Consider the following 25135-nt stretch of genomic DNA (forward strand, 5'->3'; position numbering starts at 1 on the left):
CAAAAGTAGGCATGCAGGAGAGATAATGAATATTAGAAACAAAGGGATAGAAAACGATAGCGCAGAGGCGATGTCCGCCAACCGGCTGTTGCTGGGGGCGACGCTGGCGCTACTGCCCTTCGCGCAAAACGCTTTTGCCGCGGCGGACGAGACGATGGTGGTGACCGCCGACGCGCAGAGCAGCGTGACCGCGCCCGTCAAAGGGATCGTCGCCAAAGAGAGCGCCGCCGGCACCAAAACCGCCGCCCCGCTGAGCAAAACCCCGCAGTCCATCTCGGTGGTGACGCGCGAGCAAATGAACGATCAGGAACCGGCGTCGGTCGCCGACGCCTTGAACTACACCAGCGGGGTGATCACCACCTATCGCGGCAATTCCAACCGCAATGACGAAGTGATCAGCCGCGGCTTCCGCTACGCGCCCAAGCTGCTCGACGGCCTGCACTTTGGCCTCTCGAGCCAAAACGGCGGCGCCGGGCAGATCGATCCCTGGTTGCTGGAGCGCGTGGAAATGGTGCACGGCCCAGCCGGCGTGCTTTACGGCCAGGTCAGCCCCGGCGGCGTGGTGGTGATGACCAGCAAACGCCCTACCGCCCAGAGCATTCACGAAGTTAAATTCAGCACCGGCAACCGTCATCTGGCGGAAACGGCGTTCGACTTCGGCGGCAAACTCAACGACGACAACACCCTGTTCTATCGCCTGAACGGTATCGCCAGAACCGAACATGAGTTTGTCAAAGACAGCAAGCAGCAACGGGTGGCCATTGCCCCGGCCTTCACCTGGCTGCCGAACGAAGACACCAGCTTTACGCTGCTGACCAGCTATCAGAACGATCCGAAAGCCGGATCGCGCAACTTCCTGCCGCGCGCCGGCACGCTGTTCCCGACCAGCGCGGGCTATGTGCCCTATGACTTCAACATCAGCGAACCCAGCTTCAACAAGTCGCGGCGCGAGCAGGCGTCGATTGGCTACAGCCTCGAGCATAACTTCAGCGATGCGCTGTCGTTTACCCAGAACCTGCGCTTCACCCACCGTGATGAGGACTATAAATATCTGGTTTATAACGTAAACTCGAAGGTCAACGACCACACCGTCACCCGCATGGCGCAGCATGAAACGCAGATGACCAACGAGTTTGGCGTGGATAACCAGCTGAAGGGCCTGTTCGATACCGGCGAGGTGAAACACACGGTGCTGGGCGGATTGGATTACCGCTACAGCCATATCGATTCGAAGATGTATCGCGATCGCGGCAACGATTACCCGATCGACTGGGCCAACCCGGTTCGCTCCAGCATCGATGGCAGCACGCTGGCGCTTGCTTCCAGCGATTTGAAGACGCTGAATCAGATCGGGGTGTATCTGCAGGACCAGCTGGAGTGGAATAACTGGAACCTGCTGCTGTCCGGCCGTCAGGACTGGTCGCAGGTCAACACCCGCGATCGCACCAGCGGCGGCAAAGAGCAGACCTACAATGATGCCCAGTTCACCGGCCGTGCGGGCCTGCTCTACGCCTTCGACAACGGCATTTCGCCGTACGTCAGCTACAGCACCTCATTCGATCCTAACCTGTATCCGAGCGCGCCGGGGGCAGACCCGCTCAAGCCGACCACCGGCAAACAAACCGAGGTGGGCGTGAAGTACCAGATCCCGGGCGGCAACACCCTGCTGACCCTTTCCTGGTTCGATATCACCCAGCGCAATGTGGCGTCCTATAACCGACTCACCTCCGCCTACGAGCAGATCGGTGAGGTGAAATCCAAAGGGATTGAGGCGGAAGTGCACGCTCAGCCGACGCCGGAGATCAAGCTGATCGCCGCCTACACCTACACCGACGTAGTGACCAAAGACTCTAACGCGGCGGACGAAATCGGCCACAGCCCGGCGGGCATTCCGCGCCACGCGGCGTCCGCCTGGGGCAGCTACAGCTTCCTGAGCGGCGCGCTCAACGGCCTGACCGTCGGCAGCGGCGTGCGTTACATCGGCGATGCGCCGGCCGACGCCATCGGCCAGTACGATGTGCCGCACTACACGCTGTACGACGCCATGGTGAAATATGATCTCGGCCAGGCCTCGCCGGCGCTGCGCGGTGCGGCGCTGCAGCTCAACGTGCAGAACCTGACGGACAAGAAATACGTTTCATCCTGCAGCGGCGAGTACGCCTGCTTCTACGGCAGCGGCCGCAGCGTCATCGCTTCGGTGAACTACCGCTGGTAACGAAAATGGGCGGCCAGCGTCGTAATGCGTGTCAGTTAGCGTTTTTCTGAAGGTATTGGTGACGTATTTCGGTCGATAAATGTGAGATGCACCATGAAACTCATGCGCCTCGACCGAGCAAGGGACCGTAGGCGCGGTCCCTTGCAACCCGCGCCTTTGCCCTATCAGACGGTTGGCTTTGCCAACGTTACTCAGCCCATCCCTGGGCCTCGCCCCTTCGGGGCCGCTGCAAGCAGCGTTCAAATCTGCTCCAGGCAGATTTGTCCTCCCTCCGCCATAGCGCATTGAGGCCGGTTGCGACAGGCGTCCCTGCCTGTCTCACCTGAAACCGCCGTCCATGGCGGTTTCGCCTAATGCGCTATGCCTGCGTTCGGCGTCTTCAAGGGCGTCCAATACCGTGCTCATCTCCGATTTCTCTTCTCTGCCATAACCTCATAAGGGACAGGTTGCCCGGTAGCTGCCAGCTCGGGTGTTGATCTTAGGCGCGCATCACTGGCTGCCGAGCAAGACGGCATTGTCAGGGGCAACCGGCCAGGGAAGGCCGGTTGAGGCGAGACTAACAGGGACGTTTGTCGCAGCCGACCCGCCCGACAATGCAGACGCGGCGAGGGTATCCGCATAGCGGACAGACGGTGTTAAGCGAAGGCGCGGGTGGAGGGGCCGCGCCTTCGGCCCCTCCAATTGCCGTTCTATTGTGGTAACAGAGAAATTCGGGGTATTTACGGCAATTTTTCCTGCACGGCGCTGACAGAGACCGGATAAAAAATGCCAGTCAGGTTTACGGCCAGCGCCGCCCCTTTCTTCCACCTTTCCCGCCGCGTTTACTCTTGCTTCAATTCCCGCAGATGCTTGTACACCGTAGCGCGCCCCATCGACAGCACGTTGGCGATATAGTCCGCCGCGCTTTTGGCCTTGAACGCCCCCTGATGATAGAGATCGCTGACCAGCCGCCGTTTCTGTTCGCGGCTCAGCGCGCCGAGCGCAGCGTTCTCGCGCCGCAGCCAGTCATGCAGAAAGGTATTGATCTTCTCTTGCCAGTCGTCTTTGAACAGCTGTTGTGGCTGCGGCTGCAATCGCGTGACCGACAGGAACATATCCAGCGCGTTGCGGGCGTCCTCGAACATCGCGGTGCTCAGGTTGATGCACAGCAGATAGCTGGGGTTGCCCTGCTCGTCGCACGCGGCGATGCTCACCGAGCGCATCTTTTTGCCGTCCCAGTTCAGCTTCTCGTAGGGGCCGGTCACGTTGGCGCCGCCATCAAACGTGAAATCTTCCAGCCCCGCGTCGTCGCCCGGTTTGCGCTTCGACAGGTTGTTCGCCAGGTAGGCTATCTTGTTGGCGGCCAAATCGTGGATCACCACTTCCGCATTCGGGAAAAACAGGGCCGCGATGCCGTCGGCGACCGACCGCAACAGTTCAAGTTGAGAAGAAGAATTCGCCACGCTGGGGTGTCTCCGTATAGCCCGGTTTGGTTTGTTGTTCAGCCGCTTAGCATACCGCAGTTGCCGCCGCTTGCCGAGCGGATGGCGTTGGTTCCCCCTTCACCGCCGGCTGCGCCGCAAGTGACCTTTTATCCCGACGGGGGCATGATTGGCCATTGCCGGTCGCCTGCGAAATAACGCCCGCCCCTTCAAAGATGAAACGGAAATAGGTTAACCACGCCGTTCACCTACCGTTTTTTATTTAAAAACCGCTCCCTTGCCAATGGCATTAATAACCACATCACTGTTATTGAATTATTGCTTCAGTTCGTTGGAAAGTTGATTAGCAAACTCCCTTATGCAAGAAAAATCTCATACAAATCATCATGTTTTACATAGAGCAAAGCGCTGATTCAGATTATTCCTAATTTTTTATTTCAGACATCAGGAATAAATTTAACCTGCAGTACTGCAATAAGGATGCAGCTTAATTTGAGTTGTATAAGCAATTTAATTTAAAGGACTTTTATTATGAATTATGAATCCAAGGCGGACTGTTCCGTCAACAGCTACATTATTGAAATTTCAAGTTTTAAACTGCCGGCCTCACTCAGCCCTGAAGCGTTTGCCGTATTGGACAAGCGCGTAGAAGAGGAATTTATCTCGAACCAGAACGGGTTTATTTCGCGTGACTCGGGCATCAGCGTAGACAATGAGCCTCGCTGGGTGAACATTGTAAAATGGGAGACGCTGTTGGATGCGGATGAAAACATCTACCAATTTACGCAAGCTTCCGCGCCGGCGTCCGTCAAAGAATATCTGGCGAGTATCGGCGCTGAACCGGTGGAATTACAACGCTATCAGCATACCGGCGCCTGATGCGTAGCGGATGACCACGCCACCGCGGCGCGGTCTTCTTTAAACGCTGATTCGCCAAATCAGAACGGGTGGCCGGCCGCGCGCGGTCACCCGTCCGTTTCAGGTGAACACGCTTTTCAGCCCACTCTTCTGCCGCAATACAGTAAAACAGCCCGAATCATGCTTCTCGCTGCCCTGGCAAAACGCGGCGGCAGACGGCGTTTTAACAGGATTTTAACGCTGCCGAGGGGAAACGCCATTGTCAACATAGCAGTTAAATAAAATGAAACTTTTTGATCACATTCAAGCTTCTGAAAAATAGATATAAAGGGTTTTTATGCGTTTTATATGCATAAAGTATGCATGTGCCCGCTAACACCCTGCGAAAAGTAATTAACTATTCATTTACCGCCCTGCAGGCGGCGAAAAACCGTCCGCTGGCCCGATGAGCGGGGGGCTAACAACCGGCATAATTAGTGGTAAATTTAGCGGCGCAAAGTGTTATGCGCTTGCTAATCCACGGTTAAACGAAATAAATACCTCTAAAATATAAAGGTTGGTTATGGAAAAGCTATCCTACGCTTCAGACAGCAGCACCACCGCTTGGGCTACATATCTGCAACAAATCGATCGCGTCGCCCCTTACCTCGGCGACCTCTCACGCTGGGTTGATACGCTGCGTCACCCTAAACGCGCTTTGATTGTTGATATCCCGCTGCAGATGGACGATGGCACCATCCGTCACTTCGAAGGCTTCCGCGTACAGCACAACCTGTCGCGCGGGCCGGGTAAAGGCGGTATCCGCTTCCACCCTGACGTCGATCTGAACGAAGTGATGGCCCTGTCCGCCTGGATGACCATCAAGTGCGCCGCGGTCAACCTGCCGTACGGCGGCGCCAAGGGCGGCATCCGCGTCGATCCGTTCAAACTGTCTGAAGGTGAACTGGAGCGACTGACCCGCCGCTACACCAGCGAAATCGGCTTCATCATCGGGCCACAGAAAGACATTCCTGCGCCGGACGTCGGCACCAACGCCAAAGTGATGGCCTGGATGATGGATACCTACTCCATGAACCACGGCACCACCATCACCGGCGTGGTAACCGGTAAGCCAATCCACCTCGGCGGCTCCCTGGGCCGTGAGAAAGCGACCGGCCGCGGCGTGTTCGTCACCGGCAGCGAAGTGGCCAAGCGTCTGGGCGTGCAGATCGAAGGCGCCAAAGTGGCGGTGCAAGGCTTCGGTAACGTGGGCAGCGAAGCGGCTCGCCTGTTCGTCGGCGTTGGCGCTCGCGTCGTCACCATCCAGGACCACTCCGCCACCCTGTTCAACGCCAACGGCATCGATCTGGCCGCGCTGACCGAATACCAGGCCAAGCACAAGCAGATCGCCGGTTTCCCAGGCGCCAGCGAGATCGAAAGCGAAGCGTTCTGGTCGGTTGACATGGACATCCTGATCCCTGCGGCGCTGGAAGGCCAGATCACCCGTCAGCGCGCCGAAATCCTCAGCGCCAAGCTGGTGCTGGAAGGGGCTAACGGCCCAACCTTCCCAGAAGCGGACGACATTCTGCGTTCCCGTAACATCACCGTGGTTCCGGACGTTATCTGTAACGCCGGCGGCGTAACGGTCAGTTACTTCGAGTGGGTGCAGGACATGGCGAGCTACTTCTGGAGCGAGTCCGAGATCAACGAGCGTATGGACAAGATCATGACCGACGCGATGGTCCACGTCTGGAACAAGGCCGCCGAGAAAGAGTGCAGCCTGCGCACCGCCGCTTATATCGTGGCTTGTGAGCGCATCCTGACCGCACGTAAAGAGCGCGGCATCTACCCAGGTTGATGTCCGTTTCCCGGCCTGCCCCGGCAGGCCGGATTTTCCTCAGCGCAAACAGCGTTTCAACACCTTACCGGTACTGGTCATCGGCAAGCGTTCGACAAACTCGACGATACGCGGATACTTGAACGCCGCCAGCCTCTCCCGGCTCCAGGCGATCAGCGCCTCTTCCTCGATCGGCTCCTCCGTTTCTTTCAACACCACCACCGCTTTGATCTCTTCACCCAGCGAAGGATGCTCGACACCGATCACCGCCACCAACGACACCGCCGGATGGCGAATCAGCGCCTCTTCAATCTCACGCGGATAGACGTTGAACCCGCCGCGAATGATCATGTCCTTGGCCCGATCGACGATGAAATAGAAGCCGTCGGCATCGCGACGCGCCAGATCGCCGGTGCGGAACCAGCCGTTTTCCAGCACTTCCGCCGTCGCCTCGGGGCGGTTTAGATAGCCTTTCATGATGTTGTAGCCGCGCACCGCGATCTCTCCCACCTGATCGACACCGTCGATCGGTTGCCCGGTGACGTCGAGCAAGCGAACCTCCACGCCCCAGATCGGTTGGCCGATAGAGCCGGGTTTGGTCACGCGGTGCGGATGGTTAAAGGTGGCGACCGGGCTGGTTTCCGACAGCCCATACCCTTCGAGAATATTGACGCCGAAGCGGCGCGAGAAATCCTCCAGGATCTGCACCGGCAGGCTGGCCCCGCCGGACACCGCCATACGCAGCGTGCTGCGCAGGCGCTCGATATCCGTATGCTCATCCAGCGCATTCAACAACGCCCAATACATGGTCGGCACGCCGGCAAAAAAGGTAATGCCGTGCCGCTGCATCAGCGCGATGGCCTGCGCGGCGTCGAAGCGTTCGACCAGCACCAGGGTGGCGGCGGCGGAAAATCCGGCATTCATCTGCACCGTCGAACCAAACGTGTGGAACAGCGGCAACGTTACCAGATGGCGATCGGGATCCGTTTCCGAGCCGTCGAACAGCCGCACCGATCCCAGCGCGTTAAGCACCAGGTTGGCGTGGGTCAACTCCGCCCCTTTGGCGCGGCCGGTGGTGCCGCTGGTATACAGCACCACCGCCGTGTCGCTTTCGAGCGTCGCGGCCGAAGCAAACTCGGTGGCCTGTGCGGCTATTGCAGTGCTGAAACGTTCGCCTTCGAGCGGTAGCCGATCGCCGATGATAAACACCTCACGGCATTGCTCCGCCTTCGCCGCCGCCCGCAGCGCCTCTTCCCCCAACGGCAGGCCGCTGCTGCCTTCGAAGCAAAACAACGCCACCGCCGCCGAGTCCGCCAGGTAATAGTCGAATTCTGCGCTCTTAAGCAGAATATTGAGCGGCACCACCACCGCGCCGCTTTTGAGAATGCCGTAATAGATAGCCGGAAACTCCGGCCGATTGGGACAGGCCAGCGCCACCCGTTCACCGGGCTGCACGCCGCGCGCGACCAGTAAATTCGCCACCCGGTTGGCCATTTCATTCAGCGCCCGATAGCTGAGCGGTATATCGTCCTGTATCACCGCCGGCCGTTCCGGCCAGGTGCGCGCACTTTCTTCAAGCAAGGTAGCCAGATTCAGCATCGGGGATCCTCCCTGGGGTTGAGCGGCGAGAAAGCGCCGCAGTATCACGAGTATAGATAGGCGCTTTGCGGTTCGCATTCCCAGGGGCGCTGGGCTATACCTTAGGCATTCCCCCTCCTGCAGGAGTTGTGATCATGAACAAGAAAAAAATCCTGATGCTGGTCGGCGACTACGCCGAAGATTACGAAACCATGGTGCCATTTCAGGCATTGCAAATGCTTGGCCATTGGGTGGATGCCGTGTGCCCCGACAAAGCCGTCGGCGACTACATCCAGACCGCGATCCACGACTTTGACGGCGCGCAGACCTACAGCGAGAAACCCGGTCATCGTTTCACCCTGAACGCCGACTTTACCGCCGCCAAAGAAGAACACTATGACGCGCTGTTGATCCCCGGCGGTCGGGCGCCCGAATACCTGCGCCTGAATCCCGACGTGATCGCGCTGGTGCAGGCGTTCGACGCCGCCAAAAAACCGATCGCTGCCGTTTGCCACGGCCCGCAGCTGCTGGCGGCGGCCGGGGTGTTGAAGGGCCGCACCTGCAGCGCCTACCCGGCTTGCGCCCCGGAGGTGCGGCTCGGCGGCGGCCACTATGCGGAGATCGGCATCGATCAGGCGCACGTCGACGGCAACCTGGTCACCGCCCCGGCCTGGCCGGCGCATCCGCAGTGGCTGGCGAAGTTCGCCGAGCTGCTGGAGCAGTAACCTGGCGCTAGCGCAATTGCTCGATAAGAAAATGGATGTCGTACAGCCAGCGTTTGGCGCGCGCCGAGCGCACCAGCATCGATACGCACAGCGGCCGGGTGTGTTCTTTACAGGCGGAGGGGGAAAACCAGCGCCCGGTATTGCTCGGCGGCTGGAAATACAGCTCGTGGTTGTAGTTGCTGCTGTCGACGCCGAAGGTATCGAAGTAGCGGCGCATCAGCGTGTTGGAGTCGCTGAACGACAGGTTGAGCGCGGTGTTAATCTCGGTTTCCGGGGTGATGACCGCCCCCTTCTTCTGCCGCCCTGGCGCGTTGAATGCGGCGATAAGCGCGATGACCTGCTGCTGAATGTCTTCTGCCATGACGACCTCGAGCCGATATGAAGAAAAGGTGAATACAATTATCTGTCTGACTCTGCCCGCCACGGCGAGTTCGGGCCGCCGCGCGGGTTTTCCGTTTCTTTACACTTTCCATAAGTAAACCGCGCGCCGCCCAACTCGCGGCGCGCGCGGTCGACGGTTAGCGGCTGAGCGCCGCCTTATCGGCGATGACGCCGTCCCCCTGCCGCTCGGCGGCAACCCCGCCGCCCAACACTTTATACAGGGTTGCCTGATTGTCGTACGCGGTCTGCTGTGCGGCGATCAGCGACTGCTGCGCCGTATACAGCGTGCGCTGCGCGTCCAGCAGCGTCAGGTAGCTGTCCACGCCCTGGCGGTAACGCAGTTCGGCCAGGCGATAATATTGCTGCGCCGCCGCCACATAGCCGGTTTGCGCCGCCAGCTGTTCCTGCAGCGTGGCTTTGCGCGCCAGCGCGTCGGCGGTTTCCTGAAATGCCGTCTGCACCGCTTTCTCATAGGTGGCGACATACAGGTCTTTCTGCGCCTGGGTGTAGTTGAGCTGAGCCGTGTTGTAGCCGCCGCTGAAGATCGGCAGGCTGATGCTCGGGGCGAATGACCAGACGCCGGCGCCGTGGCTGAACAGCGACGAGAGTTCACCGCTGCCCACGCCGCCGCTGGCGGTCAGGCTGATCGACGGGAAGAATGCCGCCCGCGCCGAGCCGATGTTGGCATTGGCGGATTTCAGGTTATGCTCGGCCTGCAGCACGTCCGGCCGCGTCAGCAGCACCTGCGAAGACACCCCGGCCGGCAGATTGCGCATGATTTCGCCGAGCGCATCGATACCGCCGGGCAGCAGGTTTTCCGGCACGCTTTGCCCCACCGCCAAATCCAGCGCGTTTTTCGCCTGCGCGGCGAGGGTGGCGTAGCTGGCGGCGTCCGAACGCGCCTGCTGATAAACGGTTTCCGCAGACGCCACGTCGACCAGCGACGAAATGCCGTGCTGTTGATTGTTGCGCGTCACGTCCAGCGAACGTTTGGCGCTTTCCATCGTCTGCTGCGCCACCGCCAGATTGCTGCGCTCGGCCGCCACCGCCACCCAGTCGGTGACGATATCGGCGATCAGCGTCAGACGGGTGCTTTTCGCCGCTTCCGAGTTGGCCAGATAGGTTTCGAACGCCGCCCGCGACAGGCTGGCGTTTTTGCCGAACAGATCCAGCTCGAACGCGCTGACGCCGCCCTGCGCTTCGTAGCTCTGGCTGATGGCGGTGGCATTGCCGTTGCCGGTCAGCGAACGCCCGCGGCTGCCGTCGGCGGTGGCGGTGATCGTCGGCAACAGCGCCGAGCGCTGCTCACCGTACAGGGCGCGCGCCGAGGCGATATTGGCGATCGCCTCACGCAGATCGCGGCTGCTGTTCAGCCCCATCGCCACCACCTGCCGCAGCCTGGCGTCCTGCACATAGTCGCGCCAGGCGACGTCCGGGTAGCTCAACGCCTGCTTGCCGGCGGCCTCGCCCTGCGGCAGGTTGGCGGGCACCGGCGCCGCCGGGCGCTGGTAGTGCGGATCCAGCGACAGACACCCGCTCAGCAGCAGCGGTAAAGTTAACATCATGACTCGTTGCAACACGTTATTCTCCTGCCTGCGACGGCGAGTTGGCGGGCCGACGGGTAAACATGCGGCGCACCAACACATAAAACAGCGGTACGAAAAAGATCGCCAAGGCGGTGGCGGTGATCGTGCCGCCGATAATGCCGGTGCCGATGGCGATTCGGCTGTTGGCGCCGGCGCCGCTGGATACCGCCAGCGGCAGCACCCCGGCGGTGAACGCCAGCGAGGTCATCAGGATCGGTCGCAGGCGCATGCGCGCCGCGTGGACCGCCGCGCCAATCAGCGTTTCCCCCCGCTGGTGCATCTCCTCGGCGAACTCGACGATCAGAATGGCGTTCTTCGCCGACAAACCGATGATGGTGAGCAGCGCCACCTGGAAGTAGATGTCGTTTTCCAGCCCGCGCAGCGTGATCGCCAACAGCGAACCCACGATGCCCATCGGCACCACCAACATCACCGCAAACGGAATCGACCAGCTCTCATACAGCGCCGCCAGACACAGGAACACCACGATGAGCGAAATGGCGTACAGCGACGACGCCTGGCCGCTGGTCAGCCGCTCCTGATAGGACAGCCCGCTCCAGGAGTAGCTGCTGCCGGCGGAGAATGTGGCCGCCAGTTTCTCCATCTCGCTCATTGCCGTTCCGGAGCTGACGCCGGCGGCGCCCTGCCCGGTGATCTCGAACGACGACAGCCCGTTATAGCGCGACAGGTTCTCCGGCCCGTAGATCCAGTGCGAAGACGCAAAGGCGGAGAACGGCGTCATGCTGCTGGCGCCCGATGCATTGGTGCCGCGCACAAACCAGCGGTCGAGGTCTTCCGGCTTGGCGCGGTACTGCACGTCGCCCTGCATATAGACTTTTTTCACCCGGTTGCGGTCGATAAAGTCGTTGATGTAGGTGCTGCCGAACGCGCTGCTGAGGGTGCTGTTGACGTCCGCGGCGCTAAGGCCGAGTGCCTGCAGTTTGCCGTTGTCTATCGCCACCTGCAGCTGCGGGGTGTCCGGCAAGGTGTTGGCTCGCACCGCCAGCAATGCCGGATTGTTGCCGGCGGCGACGACGATCTGGTCGCGCATCGCCTGCAGCTCGGCGCGGGTGGTCGCCCCTTTGGCCTGCAGCTCGAAGGTGAAGCCGTCGGACTGACCGAATCCGTCGATCGCCGGCGGGCTCATGGAGAACACCTGGGCGTCGCGCAGCGAGGTGAAGTGCGCCATGGCGCGTTTGGCGATGGCGTCGGCGGTGTTTTCGCTGCCGCGGCGTTGGCTCCAGTCTTTGAGGCTGACGAACGCCATGCCGGCGTTTTGCCCGCTGCCGCTGAAGCCGAAACCGTTGATGGTGAAAATGGTGCTGACGTTGGCCTTTTCCTGGTTGAGGAAATAGGCGGTCACCGCTTCGCTCACCGCCGAGGTGCGCGCGTTGGTGGCGCCGGCCGGCAAGGTGTACTGCACCATCACCGTGCCCTGATCCTCGTTGGGCAGGAAGCCGGTCGGCAAACGCAGATACATCACGGCGGCGGCGATCAACAGCAGGCCGTACAGCAGCAGATAGCGCGTTGGCCGGTGGATCACTGCGCCGACCTTGTCGGCGTACTTCGCCTGCAGCCGGTCATAGCCGCGGTTGAATTTGCCCAGCAAGCCTTTGTCGGTCTGCGCGTCGTGCGCGGGTTTCAGCAACGTGGCGCACAAGGCCGGCGCCAGCGTCAACGCCAGCACCACCGACAACACCATCGAGGAGACGACGGTGATCGAAAACTGGCGGTAGATCACCCCGGTGGAGCCGCCGAAGAACGCCATCGGCAGAAACACCGCCGACAGCACCAGCGCGATGCCGACCAGCGCGCCGGTGATTTCGCGCATCGATTTCTCCGTCGCCTCGCGCGGCGGTAGCTTATCCTCGCGCATCACTCGTTCGACGTTTTCCACTACCACAATGGCGTCATCCACCAATAGCCCGATCGCCAACACCATGCCGAACAGCGTCAGGGTATTGATCGAATAGCCGAACGCCGCCAGCACACCGAAGGTGCCCAGCAACACCACCGGCACGGTAATGGTCGGGATCAGCGTGGTGCGCAGGTTTTGCAGAAACACGAACATCACTACCACCACTAACGCCACCGCTTCAAACAGCGTTTTCACCACCTCTTCGATCGAGATATTGATGAAGTCGGTGCTGTCTTTCGGGTAGGCCACCTTGTAGCCCTGCGGCATGGCGCTTTGGTATTCCGCCACCTTGGCCTTTACCAGCTTGGCGGTGCTCAGGGCGTTGGCACCCGCCGCCAGCTTGACCGCGATCCCCGCCGCCGGGTGGCCGTTGAGGTGCGCGCTGGCGGAGTAGTCTTCGTTGCCCAGCTCAACCCGCGCCACGTCGCCCAGCCGCACCAGCGCCCCGCTGCTGTCGCTTTTCAGGATGATATTGCGGAACTGTTCCGGCGTTTGCAGCCGCGACTGCGCCTTCACCGTGGCGGTCAGCTGCTGGTCGGCGGCGGCCGGCAGATCGCCTACCTTGCCAGCGGACACCTGGGTGTTTTGCGCCTCGATCGCCGTCTGCACGTCGGAAGGCATCAGCGAAAAGCTCGCCAGTTTGGTCGGATCCAGCCAGATGCGCATCGCGTATTCCGAGCCGAACACCTGCACGTCCCCGACGCCCTCGATGCGCGACAGCGGATCCTGCAGGTTGCTGACCAGATAGTCGGAGATATCGGCCATCGTCGCCTTGTCGCTTTCGTCATACAGCCCGACGATCAGCAGAAAGCTGCTCTGGGATTTTTTGACCGTCACGCCCTGCGCGGTAACGGCGCTCGGCAGACGACTTTCCGCCTGCTGCACCTTGTTTTGCACCTGCACCTGGGCGATATCCGGATCGGTGCCCTGCTCAAAGGTGACGTTGATACTGACCGAGCCGCTGGCGCTGCTGGTCGATGAGAAATACAGCAGGCCGTCCAGGCCGGTGAGCTGCTGCTCAATCACCTGGGTGACGCTGTTTTCCAGCGTTTCCGCGTCCGCGCCCGGGTAGGTGGCGGAGATGGCGATCTGCGGCGGTGAGACGTCCGGGTACTGCGAGACGGGCAATGAATTGATCGACATCAGACCGCACAGCATGATGATGATGGCGATCACCCAGGCGAATACCGGACGCCGGATAAAGAACTGCGCCATATCACTGCTCCCCGCGTTGGGTTTTGTCGACCGAGACGTCTACCGGCTTCACCGCGGCGCCGATCGTCACCTTGCTGGTGCCTTCGACGATCAGGCGATCGCCGTCGTTCAGCCCGCTGTCGATCAGCCAGTTGCTGCCCACCACCCGTTCGGCGCTGACGGTGCGTTGCGCCACTTTGTTTTGCGCGTTTACCACCAACGCGGTGGCTTCCCCTTTGGCGTTGCGGGTGATGCCCTGCTGCGGCGCCAGGATGGCTTTGGGATCGACGCCGTTATCCACCGTGGCGTGGACGTACATGCCGGGCAACAGCTCATGTTCGGGGTTGGGGAACACCGCGCGCAGCGTGACCGAACCGGTGGCCTCATCCACCGCCACCTCGGTCAACTCCAGCTTGCCGGCGTGGGCATAAGGCGTGCCGTCCTCCAGCTTGATGGCGACCGGCGTGACCGCACCGCGCTGCAAAGCGGCCTGCTGACGGCGCAGTTTAAGCAACTGGGCGCTGGACTGGGTCAGATCGACATAGATCGGATCCAGCGCACGGATGGTGGCCAACGCATCAGTCTGGCCGGCGGTGACCAGCGCGCCCGGCGTCACTGACGAAATGCCGATGCGGCCGGCGATCGGCGCCCGCACCTGGGTATAGGCGAGGTTGATGCGCGCCGTTTCCAGCGCCGCCTGATACTGCGCCACCGACGCCACGGCCTGCAGATACGCGGCTTTGGCGTCGTCCGCGTCCTGTTTGGAAACGCCATTTTCTTTCACCAGCGCCGCATAGCGCTGCGATTTGAGCCGGGTGGATTGCACCGTCGCCTGGGCGTTTTTCAGCTGGGCGGCGGCCTGATCGTAGCTGGCCTGATAGCTGACGGGATCAATTTGATACAGCACTTGCCCGGCCTTCACCTCCGCCCCTTCGGTAAACAGCCGCTGCTTGATGATGCCGTCGACCTGCGGCCGCACGTCGGAGGTCATGGTGGCGTTGACCCGGCCGGTCAACTCGCTGCTCAGGGTGACAGACTGGCCGCGTAACGTGACGACGCCGACCTCCCGTTCACCGCCTGCGCCCGTCGGCGCGCCGGCGTTTTGTCCATCGCAGGCGGCCAGCGACAGCGAAAGCCCCAGCGCCAAAAGCGTTTTCCTCTGCATTGCAATACGATCCTATTGAGAATGACTATTCTCAATATATCGAATGCCGGAATGCGCTTCTGAAAGGGTTGCGTAAGGATTGCGTAAAATCTTGTCGAAGCGGAAAACGGTGGCGCAATCTCGTTCAGCGTGGTTTCAGCACATTGGCGCAGCGGTTTTTAGCCAATGCAATAAAGCGTTCCACTTCAGCCGGGGGCGGCACCGCGTGGGATTTTTAGAGTTTAACCAGCCTAAACACTCGATGATGACAAACAACCGCACGCGCATTTTTTGAACATTCACTGGCCTGGCTTGCCAGGCGCCGGCAACTGGCTGGTCACACAGTGAATGCCGCCCCCGCCGGCGGCGATCGCGTCGATCTCCAGCTGCACCACTTTGCGCTGCGGATAGAGCGCCGACAGCAGCGCAAACGCCGCCTTGTCCGCCTGCAGGTCGCCAAACTCCGGGGCGATCACCGCGCCGTTGATAACGAAATAGTTGATGTAACCCGCCGCAAAATCGGGATTGTTGCGGCTGAAACGACTGTCGCGTGGCGCCAGCGGCGGCGAAAGCGTATGCACCTGCAGCGTGCGGCCATCGGCGTCGGTCGCCTGCTTGAGGATCGCCAGATGCGCCTGGGTGACCGCATGATCATAAGAATCCGGATCGGTATCCAGGTTGGCCACCACCACGCCCGGCCGCACGAAACGGGCGTAAAAATCGACGTGGGCGTCGGTAATGTCCCGGCCTTTAATGCCCGGCAGCCAGATAATTTTACGCAGGCCGAGCATCGCCTTCAGCTCCTGCTCCACCCGATCGCGGTTCCAGCCTGGATTACGGTTTGCATTCACCCAACTGCTCTCGGTCATGATGCCGGTGCCGCGCCCATCCACCTCAATGCCGCCGCCTTCGCCTACCAGTGCGCTACGGCGCGGTTGAGCGACGCCGTATCGCCTGGCGGCAAACCCTGCCAGACGCGCATCCCTGGCATGCTGCTGCTTATCGCCCCAGCCGTTGAAGTTGAAATCCACCGCGCCCAGTTCGCCGGCATCATTGACGACGAAATTGGCGCCGATGTCGCGCATCCAGATATCATCCAGCTCGGTGACGACATAGCTGACGTTGTGACTGCCGCAGGTGGCCTCGGCCAATTGCCGTTCACGCTCGCGGCAAAAAACCGTCAACGGCTGAAATTTGGCGATGGCGCGGGCGATACGCCCCTGCGCTGCCCGCACGTCCGCCGTGAAGTCGCCCCAAATCGCGCGCTGCGCGCCGAACGCGATAAACGCCCGCTGCTGCGGTTCCCCTTCATCCGGCAAGCGCCAGGCCGGATTAAGCGCAGCTTTTGCGTGACCGCGTAACGAAATACCCAATGATGCCGTCAAGCCAACGCCGGCCACCGCCGAAAGCTGCTTGATAAAGGTGCGACGCGTTGACATAAACGACCTCTTTTAATTAATTTAAATTCAAATGGTTAACCGGATTTTTCACTCTCCGGCAATTGAATCTCATGCTAGTCTTCTCCTGCCACCGCGACAAACGATATATTTAGTGGATATCTGATTAGACAGGCTTATTGATAATGTTAAAACACTGGCCCCCGTTAAGCGCATTGCGCGGTTTTGAAGCGGCGGCGCGCCTGGGCAGTTTTCATCAGGCCGCCGAAGAATTGCACCTGACCCAGTCGGCCATTAGCCAGCAGATCCGCAGCCTCGAGGCGTTTTTGGAACAGCCGCTGTTTTTCCGCACCGGCCGCAGCGTGACGCTGACCGATGCCGGCCACGATCTGTTCAGCACCGCGCAGGTGATGCTGCAACAATTGGCCGTCGGCATTCGTCGTTTGGATCAGTACCGCAAACCAAACCAGCTGATCGTCAACACCACCCCGGCCTTTGCCCGCCACTGGCTGACGCCGCGGCTGGGCGAGTTCAACCAGCGGCATCCGCAGATAGATCTGTGGCTCTTCACCAGCTTCGAGCCGCCGGATATGGCGACGGACAGCATCGACTTGGCGATCCGCGACGATCTCAGCGCGCAGGCGGACTGCACCTTTAAGGTTCTCTGCACCGACCGGCTTTATCCCGCCTGCCACCCCAGCCTATTGGCGCTGGCGGCGGAGCAGCGCGTGACCTTGCACGGCGAACGCGAAATGGACTGGAGCCACTGGACGGTGGCGGGCGGCGCGCACGTCGGCCAGCGCGACAGCGGGCTGAATTTCTCCGATCCCGGCCTGCTGCTGGACGCCGCCTGCCAGGGGCTGGGCATCGCGTTGGTCAGTCAGCTGCTGGCGCAGCACGCGCGTGACGCCGGGTTGCTGCAACCGTTAACCGAGCAACGCGTGCGGGGCGCCAACTGGGCGTGGCTGCTGCATCGCGACAGCGAACACAATCCGCTCGCCCGGCACTTCTGCCAATGGCTGCAGTCGGCGCTGCCGGCCGACGCATAACGCGCCACATCACGATTTGCTACTCTGGTCAGGCGGCCCCGCCTGACCGCTGCTACCTTCAATAAAGCGCCGCAACAGCCCGAAGAAAACGCGCTAACCTGCTGTTTCAAAAATAATTAGTTGAATTCACCTGATAACTTAACATCGCTAAAAGGATCTTCTATGTCTGCCGGTTTATTGAAAACGATAGCGCTGAGCGTGGCCCTGGCCTGCACCGTTCCCGCCGCCTTTGCCGCCGATCTGACCGCCGGCGCGGTCGCCGCTCCGGATCAGTATGGCGCAAAAGTCGCCGCGCAAATTCTGCAGGCCGGCGGCAACGCGGTCGATGCGGCGGTCGCCACCGCCTTTACCCTGGCGGTGACCTACCCTGAAGCCGGCAATATCGGTGGCGGAGGCTTGATGACGCTGTACGTCGACGGCAAGCCCTATTTTCTCGACTACCGCGAAGTGGCGCCCAAGGCCGCCAGCAAGACCATGTATCTGAACGAGAAAGGTGAAGTGATCGAAAATCTCAGCCTGGTGGGCAGCCGCGCCGCCGGCGTGCCGGGCACCGTGCTGGGGTTGTGGGAAGCCCATAAACGCTTCGGCAAACTGCCCTGGGCCGAGCTGCTGACGCCGGCGATCGGCTACGCCCGGCAAGGTTTCACCGTGGCGGATCAGCAGTATCAGTACCGCGAAGACGCCAACAAACTGTTCGCCGGTAAAACCAACTTCGGCGACTATTTCGGCGCCATGAAACCCGGCACGGTGTTCAAACAGCCGGAGCTGGCCGCCACCCTTGAGCGCATCGCCAAATCGGGCGCCGACGATTTTTATCACGGCGAAACCGCCCGCCTGCTGGTGGCGCAAATGCAGCGCGACAACGGGCTGATCGGCGCGGCGGATCTGGCCGACTATCGGGTGAAATGGCGCGAACCGATGCGCATCAGCTGGCGCGGCAACACCGTGTATACCGCCCCGCTGCCCAGCTCCGGCGGCATCGCGCTGGCGCAGCTGCTGGGGATAAAAGAAGATCGCGCCGCCGACTTCAAGGGTGTGCCGCTCAACTCGGCGCGCTATATCCACCTGCTGGCGGAAATCGAAAAATGCGTGTTCGCCGATCGCGCCGACTACCTCGGCGACCCGGACTTCACTAACGTGCCGGAAGCGCAGCTGATCGCCCCCGACTATCTGCAAAAACGCGCCGCCGAGATCAACCCGCAGGCGATCTCGCCGACCGAGCAGGTGCGGCCGGGGCTGGAAACCCACCAAACCACCCACTTCTCGATCGTCGATGCCGCCGGCAACGCGGTCAGCAACACCTATACGCTTAACTGGGACTTCGGCAGCGGCGTGGTGGTCAAGGGCGCCGGCTTCCTGCTTAATGACGAGATGGACGACTTCAGCGCCAAACCCGGCGTCGCCAATGCTTTCGGCGTGGTAGGCAGCGACGCCAACGCCATCGAGCCGGGCAAACGCATGCTCTCTTCGATGAGCCCGACCATCATCACCCGCGACGGCGACGTCACCCTGGTGATCGGCACGCCGGGCGGATCGCGCATCTTCACCTCGATCTTCCAGGTGATCAACAACCTCTACGATTACCATCTGCCGTTGGCGCAGGCGGTGGCCGCCCAGCGGGTGCATCACCAACTGTTGCCGAAGGACACCGTTTATTACGACAGCTTCGCGCCGCTGACCGGCAAACCGGCGGACGAGCTGAAAGCCATGGGCTACACCCTGGAAGATCAGGGCTGGAACATGGGGGATATTCAGGCTATCCGCATCGATGGCCACACGCCGGAAACCGCCTCCGATCCGCGCGGCCGCGGCGTGGGGCTGGTGGTGAATTAAAAAAGAGGCCGGCGGTGGCCGGCCCTCATACATCACTGCTTACGTGTCCAGCCGTTGCTTTGATCATCCTTCACTACCTGGATGAAAGACTCCGGTAACAGATTGCGGAACAGTCCATTGTCTTCTTCGATTACGCTGACCATTTTGTCTACCATTTCCTGCGGATCAAACTGGTCGAAAGGAAATTTCAGTTTGCTGTGATCGATAAAGTTCACCTTTGGGTTATACCATTTCCTGAAGCTTTCCATCATGCGGTCGTTGAAACCGGTCAGATAAGGTCCCGGATTCACCGTGGCAACCTTCACGCCAAATTCAGCCAATTCCATGTGGAGAGCCTCAGCGATGGCTTCCAGAGCATGTTTTGATGCGCAGTAAGCACCCGTAAAAGCGCCGGTCAATAGTCCCGCCACCGAAGAGACGAACACGATTTTACCGCTTCTGCGTGCGACCATGCGCTTAATGAAGCCTTGCGTCAGCGCCATACTGGAAAACACATTGGTCTCAAACTGAGAGCGAAGCACGTCGATGGGCATTTCCGCAACCGCGCCGGCTTCGGCTATCCCGGCATTGTTGAACAACACGTCGATGTCCCATTGCCAAGCATATTCACGATCGCTTGGCTCCAGTATATCCAGTTTTTCAACCTGCAACGAAACGCCGTGCTGCCTGGCGAGTTCCAACAGCTGGGTCACTTGCGGCGTAAGTTGCACTCCGGCGATCACATGATGCCCTCGGGCAGCCAGCGCCAGTGAAACGGACTGGCCGAAACCTGAGCCCGCGCCCGTAATTAATACTGTTTTCTTTACCATGGAATTATTTCCTCTTTTCATCTTGATACTATTTGCAGCGTCTGTCGTCGTCGGCAATACCGCCGCCGCTGCCAGTGCGCCGCTGCCGATAATAAATTTCCTGCGGGTTATTTCATGCATGCGCCCTCCTTCTGCCGAAGCAGAATGGTTAGCGGTCAATAATGAATGGCGTAATTAATAATGTGTTGTGTCGACGTTTTTATTGCAGACATTTTTCAGCGATATGTGCGTCCTCATATGATTTGGCTCCTGAAATACCTATTGCGCCGATAAATTCACCCTCGGATGAATAAATCGGCAGCCCGCCGGCGAAAGAAGCCAGCCCCTGATTACTGTGTTCAATAGACCACAGCTCTTGTCCCGAGCCGGAAAGCAGCCCCAAATCGGCGCTGGGAATGCGAAACAACGCCGAGGTTTTGGCTTTTCTTTGGGCCAAATCGATGGCCCCCAGCGGGGTATCGTTCATGCGTACAAAGGCGATCAGGTTGGCACCGGAATCAAAGACGGAAATGCATACTGCCACTCCCAACTGCTGTGCAGTCGCGACCCCGATGGCGATAATTCGCTGGGCATGGTCCAACGATAACGAGACTGACATGGCGGAAACCCCATTAATGCGAAAGTGGGGAAAACTATAAAGTTGCGTTAGGATATGAACAATGCCCACTCTTCTGACAACAGTTGTTAGTTTATCTAATGAATAGACAAGACCCACTTAATGGCATTCACCTGTTCCTCACCGTGGTAGAAACCGGCAATTTTTCACGGGCGGCTGCGATGCTGAGCGTGACACCCGCCGCGGTGAGCCAGAGAATCAGCCAGCTTGAAACCGAGCTGGCGGTCAAGCTGTTCCACCGCTCGACCCGCAGCGTCAGCCTCACCGAAGCCGGCGAATGGTTTTATCACAACGTAGCGCCCTTTTATCAACATATACTTAATGCTCGCGAAGGCTTGAATCAGAGCCAGGACATGCCGTCAGGGCATCTGCGCATCACTGCAGTGCAGATGGCGAAGGAATTGCTTAAAGCCCCTTTCCTGTCGGAATTCAATCATCGCTATCCACAGATATCGCTGGAAATAAATTACGAAGATCATCTGGTGGATATTATTCAGGAACGCATTGATATCGGCATTCGTCTGGCAGACAAATTGCTGCCGGGCATGATCGGTGTGCAAATAACACCGGCTCTGCCATGTGCATTAATCGCTACACCGGAATATATTGCACAATATGGTGCGCCGAATAATATTGGCGAGCTGCAGCAACATCGCTGCATACGCTTTCGCTTTCCCGATCGCGGCGTTTTACATAAATGGTCACTGCGCGATGGCGAAAAAACGCAAGATCTCGATATGCCCGGCATTTTCATTACCGATAATACGGAAGCGATTATTGAGGCGGCCCGCGCCGGAATTGGCATTGCACACGTCTTTTTGCGTCACAGGGTAAAACAGGAGCTTGCTGCAGGTTCGTTGGTAGAAATCATGCCCGGGATTTGCCGGCCCCTACCGCCGATGTGGGTATATTATGCCAACAGAAAATACGTGCCGAAAAAAGTCAGGGTGTTCATCGATGAGCTAAAACGCCATTGCCGGACACTGTCCTGGTAAACAGAACCGGCAATGGATGTCGGCACTAGACGTTCGCCACCAACACATTAACGTTGGCGGGGAAAACCAAGCCTTCTAATGCGTTACCGCTGTCGGAGGTCACCAGATAATCGACCTCGGGCCATTTGGCCACCAGCGTCATCGCATGGCCGCGCAGCTTATTTTCGTCAGCCAACACGATGCACTTGCGGCTCTGGGCAATCATTTTGCGCGCGATGGCCGCCTCATTGACGTTCTGATCCATCACCCCGGTCTGCAGATTGACCGCGCCGGCGCCGATAATGGCGTAATCGGCGAAAAACGCCTCGATATTATTCAATGCGATCGCGCCCAGGCACGCCATTTTGGAGTCGATGAACTGCCCGCCGATCAGCACCACGTCAATGGAGTCATTTTCCAGACAGACGTTGGCGATAAGCGGCGAGTTGGTGATGACCGTCAGTTGATCGATCGTCGCCAACTGCCGGGCGAACTCCAGCGTGGTGGAGCCGAAATCCACGAACACCGTATCGCCCGGCTGGAGCAGCGTCGCCGCTTTCTCCGCGATGGCGCGCTTCTCGGCCTCGGCGATTTTGGCTCGCTCGTTGAATTCATGCTCGAATTTAAACTGGCTGCTCACCGCGCCGCCGTGGATCTTCTTGATCAGCCGATAGTCTTCCAGCTTGTTCAGGTCGCGCCGAATGGTTTCCTGCGAAACCTGGAATTTATCCGCCAGCTCATTCACGTAAACCCGGCCGTTGGCCTGGATCAGCGCCAGTATTTCATTGCGCCTTTCCACGGAATTAGAGATATCCATTCACATTACACTCGCTGCCTTTAGTTAGAGTGACTGCCTCCGCCGAGACTTGCGGCGTTAACTGACGGAATACTACGGGTTTCAGGGCGTTAGACGCAAGCCGTTGCCGTCGTTCACCCGGCGGATTCTATGCTGATGTGCAGCGCATCACGCTCAGCCTCGGCTGGCAAGACGATATTGCGCAGCAGGATCCGCCGTTCAGGCAGGCAACGATGCGTTTTGCGGTACAGCACTTTCTCCCCCAGCCGCACCACCACCGAACCGGACACCGCCTGTTCCACGCGCATATTGATCGTGATCGTGGCGGGCTTGCCGATCAGCGCCACACAGGCGGGCGCAGTCAGGCGTATCCGTTCGTCGTGCCGCACCGGCAGGATTTGCCGCGCCGGCGGCAGCGTGCGCTGCAGCGAATGGGCAACGGCCTCGCCGACGCGCAGCCCTTCCTGATAACACTGGTCGCCCATGTCCGCCGGGTGCAACATGTTGCCGACGGCGAAATAGGCGGCGTCGGAACAGCGGCCGAACTGATCGGTCAACGGACAGCCGCTGTCCGGCCGCTGCGCCAGGTGGCTCTGGCGGATCAGCGTATACTCCCCGGTGAAGCGGCCGGTGAAGATCAGGCTGTCGCAGGCGATGCGCCGTTTCTCCCCCTGGCGATTTTCCACTTCTATGGATTCAACCCGATCGCGGCCGGCAATATCGGTCACGCGCGAATAGTAGTGGATCGGCACTCCCATCAGACGCGCATAGAGCGCGCTCAGACGCCAGGCGACGGGTCTGCCGCCGCTTTCAATCATGGCGACGGCGCGCACGCCGGCGTTACGCAGCGTCCACAGCGCGGAGAAACTGACCAGCTCGGTGCCGATCACCACCGGCGCCTTGCCCGGCTGCAGCCCGCGCAGATAGACGAACTGCTGCAGCGCGCCGGCGGTGAGTACGCCCTGCGGCCGCAGCCCGCTCACCAGACGCGGATGGCGCGGTGTCTCGCGCACGCCGGTCGCCAGGATCACCCGCTGCGCTTTCAAGGTACTGACGCCGCGGCAGTCCGTGATGGTCAGCTCGCCGTCCGGCTTGATGGCGAGCACCGTCACGCCGGTACGGATCTCCACCTGCCCGGCGCGCGCCAGTATTTTATCGACATAGGTGGATCCCAGCATCGGCCTATAAAACGTTTGCAGCCCAAAGGTGGGGTGCCGACAGTGTCTGGGCACGCCGCCCGCCTGCCGTTCCCGTTCCAGGATCACCACATCCTCGATGCCCGCCTGCCGCAGCGCGGTCGCCGCCGCAATCCCGGCCGGCCCGGCGCCGACAATCGCCACCTGATACTCAGTTTTCATCAATGCTCCCTACGGCCAGCGTCTGGCCAAAACGATCGCCCACCATTTCCGCCACCCGGCTGCTGCAATAGAAACCGTTGCAGCGCCCCATCATCACGCGCGTACGGCGCCGCAGCCCGCCGATACATTCCGGCGGCACGGCGGAATCGAACGCCGCCTCTATCTCCCGCTGGGTCACCAGCTCACAATGGCAAACGATGCCGCCGTTGTCCGGGCGCGCATAATCGCGCAGCGCATAGTCGGCAAGCATCGGCATCTGCGGCCAATACAGGGTCTCCGGCGTTTTTGGCGTGAAGCACGGCGTAAAGTGGTCGCGATAGAGCTGTTCCACATATTGCGCGATGCCCAGCGCCGCCGTCAGGCCGGTGGAGCGAATGCCCGCCACGCAGATCCACTGCCGATCGGGATAGTGCTGAATGCGGTAGTGTTTCTGCTCGGTGGCCGGACGCAAGCCGGCATAGCTGGCGGTCACGCTGTAATTCGCCAGCGAGGGCAGCAGCCGGGTGCCCTGTTCGATCAGCTCGCGCATTTTGGTTTCGTCCACCGTCGCCGTCTCGCGATCCTGCTGTTCTTCGGCGGTCGGCCCGAGCAGCAAATTGCCGAAGATGGTTTTCGACAGCAGCACCCCTTTGGTGATCGCCGTCGGTACCGGCAAGATAATGGCGTTGACCTGCCCGGCGGCGGCCTTGTCGAACACCAGAAACTGCCCTTTGCGCGGGCGGATTTCAAACTCGGGCTGGTGGCAGAAACTTTCTACCCGGTCACCCTGATTGCCGGCGCAGTTGATGACGATTTTGCCGTGAAACTCGCCCCGGTTGCTGGTTAGCCGCCAGCCGGTCGGCAAGCGTTCGGCGCCGGTCACCTCGGTATTGAAGCGATAGTCGCCGCCGTGTTTAACGCCCTGCGTCAGGTAAGCCAGCGGCGTGCTCCAGGGATCGATCACGCTCTCGCCCGGCACCTCGACCGCCGCCAACGCGCCGGGCGCCAGCTGCGGCTCACGGCGATACAGCTCGGCGGCGTCGATCTGCGCCACGTCCAGCACACCGTTGTCGTGCGCCTGTTGCACAATCGCGGGCAGCGCCGCCAACTGCTGCTCGTCCCAGGCCACGACCAGCGCGCCGGTGGGCAACAGCGGCAGATTCATTCGTTCACGGATGGCGATAAATTCCCGGTACCCGGCCTGCATGCAATGCAGTTCCAGGCTGCCGCTGGGCGCATCGAAGCCGGTATGCAGCAGCGCGCTGTTGGCTTTGCTGGCGCCGGACAGGATATCGCCCCCTTTTTCCAACAGCAGCGTACGGGCGCCCATCAGGCAGAATTTGCGGAATACCGCACACCCGACCACACCGCCGCCAATCACGACAATGTCCCAACCCGTTTGTTCTTCCATCATGCTGATGTCCCGTTTTGATGTGATAACCACAATAAAACCACACAATAACCGCATTTGAAATGATAAAAACAACA

General features: G+C 60.2%; 19 protein-coding genes. 7 read left to right on the forward strand and 12 right to left on the reverse strand.

Annotated features, from left to right (window positions below; all coding sequences use genetic code 11):
• Positions 1 to 25: 25 nt before the first annotated feature.
• Complete coding sequence (locus tag J9788_RS04515; protein WP_182264446.1) at positions 26 to 2215, forward strand: TonB-dependent siderophore receptor; 2190 nt, start codon at positions 26 to 28, stop codon at positions 2213 to 2215.
• Positions 2216 to 3036: 821 nt separating this feature from the next.
• On the opposite strand, the gene J9788_RS04520 is transcribed toward J9788_RS04515, so the two are convergent.
• Positions 3037 to 3657: a PAS domain-containing protein gene (locus J9788_RS04520; RefSeq protein WP_182264445.1), complete on the reverse strand. Its 621-nt coding sequence runs from the start codon at positions 3655 to 3657 to the stop codon at positions 3037 to 3039.
• Between the two features lie 510 nt (positions 3658 to 4167).
• On the opposite strand from J9788_RS04520, the gene J9788_RS04525 reads away from it, so the two are divergent.
• Positions 4168 to 4515, forward strand: a complete 348-nt coding sequence (locus tag J9788_RS04525; protein ID WP_046898329.1) for an antibiotic biosynthesis monooxygenase — start codon at positions 4168 to 4170, stop codon at positions 4513 to 4515.
• A gap of 541 nt (positions 4516 to 5056) precedes the next feature.
• Positions 5057 to 6331, forward strand: coding sequence for a Glu/Leu/Phe/Val dehydrogenase (locus tag J9788_RS04530; RefSeq protein WP_033643119.1), 1275 nt, complete (start codon positions 5057 to 5059; stop codon positions 6329 to 6331).
• A 39-nt stretch (positions 6332 to 6370) separates the two neighbouring features.
• Here J9788_RS04530 and J9788_RS04535 read toward each other — a convergent pair whose 3' ends face one another.
• Positions 6371 to 7909, reverse strand: a complete 1539-nt coding sequence (locus tag J9788_RS04535) for a long-chain fatty acid--CoA ligase (RefSeq protein WP_046898328.1) — start codon at positions 7907 to 7909, stop codon at positions 6371 to 6373.
• A 134-nt stretch (positions 7910 to 8043) separates the two neighbouring features.
• On the opposite strand from J9788_RS04535, the gene J9788_RS04540 reads away from it, so the two are divergent.
• A complete protein-coding gene (locus tag J9788_RS04540) occupies positions 8044 to 8613 on the forward strand; it encodes a DJ-1/PfpI family protein (RefSeq protein WP_182264444.1) in 570 nt (189 codons plus the stop codon).
• 7 nt (positions 8614 to 8620) lie between these two features.
• Here the strand turns inward: J9788_RS04540 and J9788_RS04545 are convergent, their stop codons facing one another.
• The 5 genes from J9788_RS04545 to J9788_RS04565 form a co-directional block, all read right to left on the reverse strand.
• Complete coding sequence (locus tag J9788_RS04545; RefSeq protein ID WP_033643122.1) at positions 8621 to 8974, reverse strand: DUF1493 family protein; 354 nt, start codon at positions 8972 to 8974, stop codon at positions 8621 to 8623.
• 157 nt (positions 8975 to 9131) lie between these two features.
• Positions 9132 to 10574 (reverse strand): efflux transporter outer membrane subunit, encoded by a 1443-nt coding sequence (locus J9788_RS04550; protein ID WP_370576312.1) that lies wholly within the window; start codon positions 10572 to 10574, stop codon positions 9132 to 9134.
• A gap of 1 nt (position 10575) precedes the next feature.
• Positions 10576 to 13713 (reverse strand): efflux RND transporter permease subunit, encoded by a 3138-nt coding sequence (locus J9788_RS04555; RefSeq protein WP_182264443.1) that lies wholly within the window; start codon positions 13711 to 13713, stop codon positions 10576 to 10578.
• A 1-nt stretch (position 13714) separates the two neighbouring features.
• On the reverse strand, positions 13715 to 14857 hold the full coding sequence (locus J9788_RS04560) for an efflux RND transporter periplasmic adaptor subunit (RefSeq protein ID WP_182264442.1): 1143 nt from the start codon (positions 14855 to 14857) through the stop codon (positions 13715 to 13717).
• 278 nt (positions 14858 to 15135) lie between these two features.
• The gene (locus J9788_RS04565; protein ID WP_182264441.1) at positions 15136 to 16275 is read right to left on the reverse strand and encodes an agmatine/peptidylarginine deiminase; all 1140 of its coding nucleotides are present in this window, start codon (positions 16273 to 16275) and stop codon (positions 15136 to 15138) included.
• A gap of 143 nt (positions 16276 to 16418) precedes the next feature.
• Between J9788_RS04565 and J9788_RS04570 the strand changes: the two genes are divergently transcribed.
• The gene (locus J9788_RS04570; protein WP_182264440.1) at positions 16419 to 17282 is read left to right on the forward strand and encodes a LysR substrate-binding domain-containing protein; all 864 of its coding nucleotides are present in this window, start codon (positions 16419 to 16421) and stop codon (positions 17280 to 17282) included.
• Positions 17283 to 17444: 162 nt separating this feature from the next.
• A complete protein-coding gene (gene ggt / locus J9788_RS04575) occupies positions 17445 to 19115 on the forward strand; it encodes a gamma-glutamyltransferase (protein ID WP_182264439.1) in 1671 nt (556 codons plus the stop codon).
• Between the two features lie 32 nt (positions 19116 to 19147).
• On the opposite strand, the gene J9788_RS04580 is transcribed toward ggt, so the two are convergent.
• Together J9788_RS04580 and J9788_RS04585 are read right to left on the reverse strand one after the other, a co-directional pair.
• Entirely contained in the window at positions 19148 to 20044 is an 897-nt protein-coding gene (locus J9788_RS04580) for an SDR family oxidoreductase (RefSeq protein ID WP_241427813.1), read from the reverse strand.
• Between the two features lie 79 nt (positions 20045 to 20123).
• On the reverse strand, positions 20124 to 20522 hold the full coding sequence (locus tag J9788_RS04585; RefSeq protein ID WP_182264438.1) for a heme-binding protein: 399 nt from the start codon (positions 20520 to 20522) through the stop codon (positions 20124 to 20126).
• Positions 20523 to 20620: 98 nt separating this feature from the next.
• Between J9788_RS04585 and J9788_RS04590 the strand changes: the two genes are divergently transcribed.
• Positions 20621 to 21535, forward strand: coding sequence for a LysR substrate-binding domain-containing protein (locus tag J9788_RS04590; protein ID WP_182264437.1), 915 nt, complete (start codon positions 20621 to 20623; stop codon positions 21533 to 21535).
• A gap of 25 nt (positions 21536 to 21560) precedes the next feature.
• Here the strand turns inward: J9788_RS04590 and J9788_RS04595 are convergent, their stop codons facing one another.
• The 3 genes from J9788_RS04595 to J9788_RS04605 form a co-directional block, all read right to left on the reverse strand.
• Positions 21561 to 22331: a DeoR/GlpR family DNA-binding transcription regulator gene (locus J9788_RS04595; RefSeq protein ID WP_182264436.1), complete on the reverse strand. Its 771-nt coding sequence runs from the start codon at positions 22329 to 22331 to the stop codon at positions 21561 to 21563.
• A 113-nt stretch (positions 22332 to 22444) separates the two neighbouring features.
• Complete coding sequence (locus J9788_RS04600) at positions 22445 to 23668, reverse strand: FAD-dependent oxidoreductase (RefSeq protein ID WP_046898319.1); 1224 nt, start codon at positions 23666 to 23668, stop codon at positions 22445 to 22447.
• Complete coding sequence (locus J9788_RS04605) at positions 23658 to 25061, reverse strand: NAD(P)/FAD-dependent oxidoreductase (protein WP_182264435.1); 1404 nt, start codon at positions 25059 to 25061, stop codon at positions 23658 to 23660. Before J9788_RS04605 ends, J9788_RS04600 begins: the two co-directional genes overlap by 11 nt.
• Positions 25062 to 25135: the final 74 nt, after the last annotated feature.

Origin of the sequence: Serratia sp. X10, assembly GCF_017811775.1 — a bacterium.
In the GTDB taxonomy this organism is placed as follows: Bacteria; Pseudomonadota; Gammaproteobacteria; order Enterobacterales; family Enterobacteriaceae; genus Serratia; species Serratia ureilytica.